The organism is Neisseria sp. P0021.S006 (genome assembly GCF_051956895.1).
In genome coordinates this window covers 1-442 of record NZ_JBQCWZ010001269.1, presented here as the reverse complement: position 1 = coordinate 442, position 442 = coordinate 1, and the positions used below count along the sequence as shown (strand labels likewise).

General features: G+C 49.8%; 1 protein-coding gene. It reads right to left on the bottom strand.

Annotated features, from left to right (window positions below; genetic code table 11):
* Positions 1-83 precede the first annotated feature (83 nt).
* A complete protein-coding gene (locus tag ACTHUM_RS19825) occupies positions 84-362 on the bottom strand; it encodes an ArsR/SmtB family transcription factor (RefSeq protein WP_219089050.1) in 279 nt (92 codons plus the stop codon).
* Positions 363-442 lie beyond the last annotated feature (80 nt).

Sequence of the window (442 nt, the reverse complement as noted above, 5' to 3'; positions counted from 1 at the left end):
ATAGGAGACGGGGCTGATAGTGGCAGGCCGTCTGAAAGCTGATGTTTCAGACGGCCTTGATGTTGTGATGTGGAATAATTTGTTTATTCAGCCTGGTCTTTGAGCGTGCGCAGGGTATTGAGGATGGTGGTGGCTTCTTCGGAGATGAGGCGGTATTCGATGATGCGGTGGTAGCGCGTGAAATCGATGATGCCTTCGGTGCGCAGGCGTGCGAGGTGGTTGGCGATGCCGGTCGGGGAGGAGTCGAGCGCCTGTGCCAGTTCGGTAATGCTGCGGTCGCCGTTAAGCAGCAGAAAAAGGATGGCCATGCGTTCGGGGTTGGCAATCAGTTTGAGAATGGTAGCGAGACGCTTGATTTCCATATTATTGTTCCTTTTGTCTGTTATATGAATGCTTGATTTGGGTTAAATTTGGATGATTGTAGTTTTTATTAAGATTAACC